We start from the raw sequence: 731 nt of genomic DNA on the forward strand, positions 1-731 counted from the left end.
ACACCCCGAACAGCGGGGCGAGCTGGCGCATGGTCAGGTTCGTGCGCCAGTACGCCGCGACCAGCAGGGCCCGGTCCTCCAGGGGAAGGCTCCACGGCCGGCCCTTGCGGACCGCGTCCGCACCCTCGCGCCGTAGCACGGTCACCAGCTTCCCGAAGGCACGTGGGCTCAGCCCGGTGAATGGGGCTATCCATGACGGCTTTGACGCCGTGATCACACCAGCCACGGCAAGATCATTCCACTGTCGGCCTGCCGGCCTGGTCCTGCCCACAGCATGGAAATCAGGCGACCGGGCCAGGCAGATCGTCCAGGATGACCTCATGAGTCAAGACCTGGTGACGTTCCTCCACGCACGGCTGGATGAGGAGGCCGACCTGGCCCGACGCTGCGACGGTGACGGCTGCGGGGAGTGGACCGCTCACGGGCACACGGTCGACTTCTGCCAAGGAGAACTCTCCGGCTTCCATCCCACGATCGCCCTGCACGTCGCGCTGCACGACCCAGCTCGTGTCCTGCGGGAGGTCGAGGCCAAGCGACGCGTGGTCGCCCGCCACGTCCTCAGTCCTGCCACGGGCGACCCCGAACTACCGTGGGACAACCGCGATGACTGCCAGTACGACGGCGAGACCTGGCCATGCGATGACTTACTTGACCTCGCGTCACCTTACGCCGATCACCCTGACTACCCCCGACGCCCCTGAGAGGGAGATCGTTTACGGGACAGCCCTTAG

At 66.9% G+C, this 731-nt stretch carries 2 protein-coding genes; one reads left to right on the top strand and one right to left on the bottom strand.

Annotation, left to right across the window (positions count from 1 at the left end):
- The coding region (locus tag M1203_RS38510; protein WP_249954519.1) for a transposase family protein at positions 1–226 on the bottom strand (226 nt) is incomplete at its 3' end.
- A gap of 94 nt (positions 227–320) precedes the next feature.
- On the opposite strand from M1203_RS38510, the gene M1203_RS38515 reads away from it, so the two are divergent.
- On the top strand, positions 321–701 hold the full coding sequence (locus tag M1203_RS38515; RefSeq protein ID WP_249954520.1) for a DUF6221 family protein: 381 nt from the start codon (positions 321–323) through the stop codon (positions 699–701).
- The last annotated feature ends 30 nt before the right edge of the window (positions 702–731 follow it).

Source organism: Streptomyces sp. 35G-GA-8 (assembly GCF_023534745.1).
Taxonomy (GTDB): Bacteria; Actinomycetota; Actinomycetes; order Streptomycetales; family Streptomycetaceae; genus Streptomyces.